The 6,156-nt window shown below is 38.6% G+C and carries 6 protein-coding genes; all 6 read right to left on the bottom strand.

Annotation, left to right across the window (positions count from 1 at the left end):
• Window positions 1-1,018 (bottom strand): phytoene desaturase family protein (locus ACIQZ6_RS11285; RefSeq protein WP_395811151.1); only part of this gene is annotated, 1,018 nt, incomplete at its 3' end.
• 85 nt (window positions 1,019-1,103) lie between these two features.
• Window positions 1,104-2,516, bottom strand: coding sequence for a D-alanyl-D-alanine carboxypeptidase/D-alanyl-D-alanine-endopeptidase (gene dacB / locus ACIQZ6_RS11280; RefSeq protein WP_395811149.1), 1,413 nt, complete (start codon window positions 2,514-2,516; stop codon window positions 1,104-1,106).
• A gap of 55 nt (window positions 2,517-2,571) precedes the next feature.
• A complete protein-coding gene (locus ACIQZ6_RS11275; RefSeq protein ID WP_395811147.1) occupies window positions 2,572-3,711 on the bottom strand; it encodes a glycerate kinase in 1,140 nt (379 codons plus the stop codon).
• 20 nt (window positions 3,712-3,731) lie between these two features.
• A complete protein-coding gene (locus ACIQZ6_RS11270) occupies window positions 3,732-4,292 on the bottom strand; it encodes a RidA family protein (protein ID WP_395811145.1) in 561 nt (186 codons plus the stop codon).
• Between the two features lie 122 nt (window positions 4,293-4,414).
• Complete coding sequence (locus tag ACIQZ6_RS11265; protein WP_395811143.1) at window positions 4,415-4,978, bottom strand: RidA family protein; 564 nt, start codon at window positions 4,976-4,978, stop codon at window positions 4,415-4,417.
• 19 nt (window positions 4,979-4,997) lie between these two features.
• Window positions 4,998-5,957 carry a D-2-hydroxyacid dehydrogenase gene (locus ACIQZ6_RS11260; protein ID WP_395811141.1) on the bottom strand — a complete coding sequence of 320 codons (960 nt, stop codon included), beginning with the start codon at window positions 5,955-5,957 and terminating at the stop codon, window positions 4,998-5,000.
• Window positions 5,958-6,156: the final 199 nt, after the last annotated feature.

The raw sequence follows: 6,156 nt of genomic DNA, 5'->3' as shown, positions 1-6,156 counted from the left end.
CCCAAATTTGTTTAAATTCTTCTCTGTAATTTTCAGTAAAAAAAATATTGTGCATTTCAAGCTCGGGAAAGGCCCTATTGATACCCCAATAAAAGATCAAGGCAGAACTGCTACGTTCTTGTTGTTTAATACGATCGGGAACTTGGAATCCTTTTAACAATTTTTGGTAAGTATACCAGATATCCATATTGGAGATTACCAGGTCTGCAGGATAACTTAGGCCTTTGACCTTTACACCAGCCACCTGATTGTTATTCAATTCTATCTCATCAACATACGTATTGAAATTGAATTTTACACCCAGGTCAATCGCAAGTTTTACCAGTGAACTGGCTATGGAATACATACCCCCGATGGGGAAATAAGCTCCAAAATGTTGTTCAAAATGAGGTATAACATTTAATGTTGCCGGTGCTTTATATGGGTTAGATCCGTTATATGTAGCATAGCGATTAAAAAAACGAATTGTTTTATAATCTTTAAAATTAGCCTCAATGGCTTGATTCATTGACCGAAATGCATCAATTTCGGGAAATCGAAGCATTGACTTGAAGGTCTTCCAGTTAAAATAACTACTGAGCTTATGCAATGATCTTTGAAGGAAGACAGCGTTTGTGATTTCGTAGATGTCTTTACTTTTTTCAAGGAATTTGATAACAGATTCAGCGCTATCCTTCGTTTTTTCAGCTATTTCTTCAGAGAATTTAGTTCGATCTGCAAATGCACTGATGCGCGTACCATCCTCATAGAAATAATTGCAGACAGTTTCGAGCTTTTCATAGTGGAAATAATCTGCTGAATTTTTACCCGCCAGGATAAAAAGTTCATCAACGTATTGCGGCATTGTAAACAAACTTGGGCCTGTATCAAATCGGAAATCACCCAAATTGAGTTCGGAAAGCTTACCGCCTGCTATAGGACCCGCTTCAAATACCTCTACCTGATACCCTTTAATAACCAGACGAATTGCAGAAGCAATACCGGCAATACCTGCACCAATTACAATGGCTTTAGACATAGTACAAAATTACGGTATTTCAATCTCCTTTAAATAAGATCAAAGAAAAATGACGGGATTATTTCAATACGATTTATGTAAACTACTATTTTAAGGTATTAAGAACACTAAACATTTTTTGCCGGACCGTTGAGCTACTCCCCTTATAATTATTGATCATGAATGAAAATACCAATGGAGTTCCATTTGAGCTTATCTGATAGCCAGTATATGCAATTACATCGCTTATGCTTCCACTTTTCATTTTCATATCGTTATAGACCGGCAAACTTTCATAAAATCCAGCAAACCAACTTTCTTTTTTAATTGAATGAAGTACCTGTGCCATTGCCAGTGTGGTGATCCTATTAGCTGGCGACAATCCGCTACCATCATAAATATTCATTGCATCTGGATCAATTCCTTCCTTTTTTGCCCAGAAATTTTTCAGTGCCTTAACGCCATTCGAAGTCGTAATTTCTTTAGCGTCTTTCCAGGCAATAGTTTTAATCAAATGTTCGCCAAAAAGATTGATACTTTTTTGATTGAACCAATAAACAATTTTATCAAGACTTGGAGAAGTGTGTATATCAATGATCTTTGAAGGAGCTTGAAAAAGCTGATTATTCAATGACAGTTCTCTAGCAGTTACAGCATCTTTCCCAACCAAAATACCCGATTGTTTTAATCTATTCAATAATTGATAGGCCAGATGGTATGCTGGATCAGGTACAGAGGCAGCAATTGCTTTTTTGAGATCAATACCATAAGTGCCTCTCAAATATATCACAGTAGAATAAGGTGCAGAATAAGCATAAACATTGTCGCCAGAACCCGGAGCACCAGTCAATACTTCATTCACAATTTTAAGGTAGTTCATTTGTGGTTCTGTACGTATCAGTTCTGCAGGCTCACCTACTCGATTTGCGGGCTTAAAAATTAGGTCAAACTGGTTTTCCCGCCAAGTTAAAGAAGATGGCCCAGCACCGTAATAATTGCCCATATCCTGCCAAGTCCAACCTCCGGGCATCGTTTGAGTGCCAAATAAACGATCATCAGCGATAATTGAACCGGTAATATTTTTAATGCCTGAGCGGGCAATTGCCTCTGTCCATTTCTTAAGAATAAGTTCAGGCCTGGTTTGATCATACCGGTCGCTACCCAAACTTGGATCGCCAGCTCCGGTTATGATCACATCACCATTTAATGTACCATTTGATGAAATTGTTCCATTGTAACCCAGGCTGGTTTCCCAAACAAAATCTTTACCTAACAAATGGTAGGCAGTTGCTGCTGTTATTGTTTTTAAGGTTGAGGCACTGGCTAGACCCACATTTTCATTTTTAGCATAAACAATAGCTCCAGTTTCTGCATTTAATACAGTCATTGAACTTATCCCAAACTTCATTTGAGAATCATTTTCAAAACGCGAATAAGCCATTTCAATTTTCTGCTTTAAGGATTGTGCAGAAAGTGATGAAACAAAGAATAGAAGAAAAAAAGAAAAAATATTTTTCATAGGTTGAAAGCCGATAAATTAGACGAATTACGTTAATCAAGGACCTAAAAATACACTAAATAGTTTTGGGCAAGGAAAGAAATTTACCAATTACACTAGCGGTCCTAATTAGATTAGATGTTGTAAAATTCATGGCTGTTTGGAGGTCAGTAGGCTCATTGCCAATAGGCATAACAATATCAAAATACCTGTTCAGATTCGGATTTTCATTGAGTGGCACGCTACCTGCAATCCCAATAACAGTGATATTGGATTCTTTTGCAAGTTTAGCCACAGCAAAAGGGCCCTTTCCCTGTAAGGTTTGCTCATCGAGACAACCTTCGCCAGTTATAAGAAGGTCGGCATTTTTCAATCTTTTTTCAAAGTCAGTAAGCTCCAGAAAATGTTCAGCTCCATTCACTAATCTGGCATGTAGAAAAGTGAACAATGAAGCCGCTATGCCGCCTGCAGCACCTCCATGAAGAATTTCATTCATATCAATTCCAGTAGATTGAAATGCCAAATCTCTAAGCTTAGTTAAAGCCAGATCCAGAAGTTTTATATCTGAGGGGCTAGCTCCTTTCTGAGGACCAAAAACCACTGCTGACCCCTGTTCACCTAATAATAAATTGTCAACATCACATAAAACTGTAATCTGGCAATTAAAAATACGCGAGTCGAAACCCGATAGATCAATTTGATGGAATCGGGAAATATTGATGGGTAAAGCTGCTAACTCAGCTCCATCAGCATCTCGAAATTTGATGCCAAGAGCACTTAAAATTCCTATACCTCCATCAACAGTTGCCGAACCACCAAGTCCAATAATGATGCGTGATACGTTTCTGTCGAGTGCAAATCGAATCAATTCGCCGGTACCAAAAGAAGAAGCCATTAATGGCAACATTTCATCACTGCGTACTAAGCGAATACCCGATGCATCCGCCATTTCAATTACAGCTGTTTTACCCTGATCAATAATGCCTAAGGGAGCTTTGATCAATCTTCCTAAGGGATCATGAACATCGTATTTATGCCAGATGCCACCACATTTTTCTACGATCAATTGGCCTGTACCATCGCCTCCATCAGCAATTGGAAAGCACTCAGAAGTGCAGGTTGCACCACTCCGCTTTAAACCTTCCTGAATAGCTTCTGCAATCTGATTTGCTGAAAGGCTATGTTTAAAGGCATTAGGAGCAATCAAAATATGCATAATACAGATTGAACTGTGTTTTAATCTTCAACCTCAATGACCATTTCAATTTCTGTGGCCCAATTAGCAGGAAGAGCTGACATACCAACGGCTGAGCGGGCATGTTTACCTTTCTCTCCAAATACTTGTACCATCAAATCAGAAAATGCATTCATCACCTTTGGCTGATCTTTGAATTCGGGAGTAGATTGTACCATTCCCAAAACCTTGACAATTCGCTTTACTTTATTTAAGTCGCCAAGTTCTGCCTTTAAGCTCGAAAGCAATGAAATTGCGGTTAATCGCGCAGCTTGCTGGCCCTGTTCAAGAGTTAGATCGTCTCCAACTCTTCCGGTAACTCTGGTACCGTCAGGTTTATCAGGACCATGCCCGGCTGTAAAAATGAGATTACCAACGCGCACAATCTTTACGTAGCTGGCTAATGGCGCACTTGGCTTAGATAAAACGATGTTGAGGTCAGTAAGCCGCTTATCAAAATCAATAAGTTCAGCTTTTGAGCCCATTTTTTCTTGCGCTTTGGATACATAATTACAGCCAAGTAAAGCAATAGCGATTAGGGATATGACGAAATATTTCTTCATAATTTCAATTTTGGCAAATTTTTAATTAAATCAATTTCTGTAAAAAATTAATGCTGATTTACTAAATCTTTAAGAATAGTAAATCAGCATTAAGAGTAGGAATGTTTGTATTTAGAAAATTATTAATCTTCTACTTCAACGATTATTTCAATTTCAACGGCAATATTACCTGGAAGTGCTGACATACCTACAGCTGAACGAGCATGCTTTCCTTTTTGACCGAAAATATCTACCATCATATCAGAAAATGCATTCATTACTTTAGGTTGATCCTTAAATTCAGGCGTACTTTGTACCATGCCAAGAACTTTTACTATTCTTTTCACTTTACCTAAATCACCGATTTCCTTTTTAAGGCTGGATAATAAAGCAACACCGGTTAAGCGTGCTGCTTCCTGACCTTGCTCTAAGGTAAGATCATCACCTACTCTACCGGTTAAGGGTCCACCTTCTGCTCTGTCTGGTCCGTGACCTGAAGTATAAACCAGATTTCCTACGCGAACTGTTTTTACAAAGTTTGCAGTTGGTACAGATGGTTCTACTAGTTGGATATTTAATTCCTTTAAACGTGCATCAATATCTACAGCAGGTGCTGCTGCAGTTTCATTTTTTGCTGATTCATCTGCCTTAGGACTGCAACTTAATAATGCTACTGAAAGGAGGAATAATACGGAGTACTTTTTCATAATAATTAATTTTGAGTTTTTATTTATTTACAATATTGACTGGATTTCCATTCAGGAATGAAGATAAATTATTTTCTGCAATTCCCATCAATCTACCTCTGGCTTCTTTTGTTGCCCAGGCAATATGAGGGGTAATCATACAGTTTTTTGCTTTAAAAAGAGGATTATCGGCTGAAGGAGGTTCAACCGAAAGAACATCAATGCCGGCGCCCGCAATTACTCCTTCATTCAGGGCATCAGCCAGATCCTGATCCACCATGAGTGGCCCTCTAGAGGTATTCAGAAAAAAGGCCGACTTCTTCATTAACTTCAAGGTGTTTTTGTTGATCATACCTTGGGTATCAGGGAATAAAGGGCAGTGAATGCTAACTACATCTGAATGGGCAAGAAGCTTGTTCAATTCTACCCAAGTAAAATTTTTACGATACGATTGATCAGACTGGCTGCGGGAATATGCCATTACATGCATTCCAAATGCTGCAGCAACATCTGCAACTTTTTGTCCGATCATTCCAAACCCAATAATGCCTATGGTTTTTCCTTCTAGTTCAACCAAGGGATAGTTCCAATAACAAAAATCGGGTGAAGCTGCCCAGTCACCCTTAAAAACTGAATCACTATGACTTTGAACATGTTGGCATAATTCAAGTAAAAGAGCAAATGTCATTTGCACCACTGATGCCGTACCATATCCCGGGATATTAGCAACTGCAATACCTCTTTTTTTGCTATAATCAACATCTACCACATTATACCCAGTTGCTAAAACTCCAATGTATTTAAGATCAGGAAGCTGTTCGAGAATATGTTCTCTAAGCGGCGTCTTATTCGTGAATATGATTTGTGCACCTCTGCATCGTTCCACAATCTGGTTCTCGGGAGTTCTGTCATGCACCTGCAGATCACCAAACTGCTTTAATCCATCCCATGTAAGATCTCCTGGATTTAAGGTATAACCATCTAATACAACTATCTTCATTCTAATTCTATAATTACTTTATACTTTCAGCTTTCCCCTTTTAGCTTTAAGCTTTCAGCTTTGGTCTTTTAGCTTTGGGCTTTCAGCTTACTAAACCCTTGCCCATGCCAAATTCAGCACACGCTTTGCATTTGCAATAACGATATCTGCATCTTCATCTCCAAAAGGCTTGATCTCAAAACTGACCACCGGAGGGGTC

This window comes from Daejeonella sp., assembly GCF_044348475.1.
Classification (GTDB): domain Bacteria; phylum Bacteroidota; class Bacteroidia; order Sphingobacteriales; family Sphingobacteriaceae; genus Daejeonella.
The sequence above is the reverse complement of the archived record's forward strand: the minus strand, read 5'-3'. Positions and strand labels throughout refer to the sequence as shown.

Excerpts from the sequence above, each read along its gene's own strand:
- ACIQZ6_RS11275 (WP_395811147.1), bottom strand. The coding sequence starts at position 3,711 with ATGCATATTTTGATTGCTCCTAATGCCTTTAAACATAGCCTTTCAGCA.
- dacB (WP_395811149.1), bottom strand. The coding sequence starts at position 2,516 with ATGAAAAATATTTTTTCTTTTTTTCTTCTATTCTTTGTTTCATCACTT.
- ACIQZ6_RS11265 (WP_395811143.1), bottom strand. The coding sequence starts at position 4,978 with ATGAAAAAGTACTCCGTATTATTCCTCCTTTCAGTAGCATTATTAAGT.
- ACIQZ6_RS11260 (WP_395811141.1), bottom strand. The coding sequence starts at position 5,957 with ATGAAGATAGTTGTATTAGATGGTTATACCTTAAATCCAGGAGATCTT.
- ACIQZ6_RS11270 (WP_395811145.1), bottom strand. The coding sequence starts at position 4,292 with ATGAAGAAATATTTCGTCATATCCCTAATCGCTATTGCTTTACTTGGC.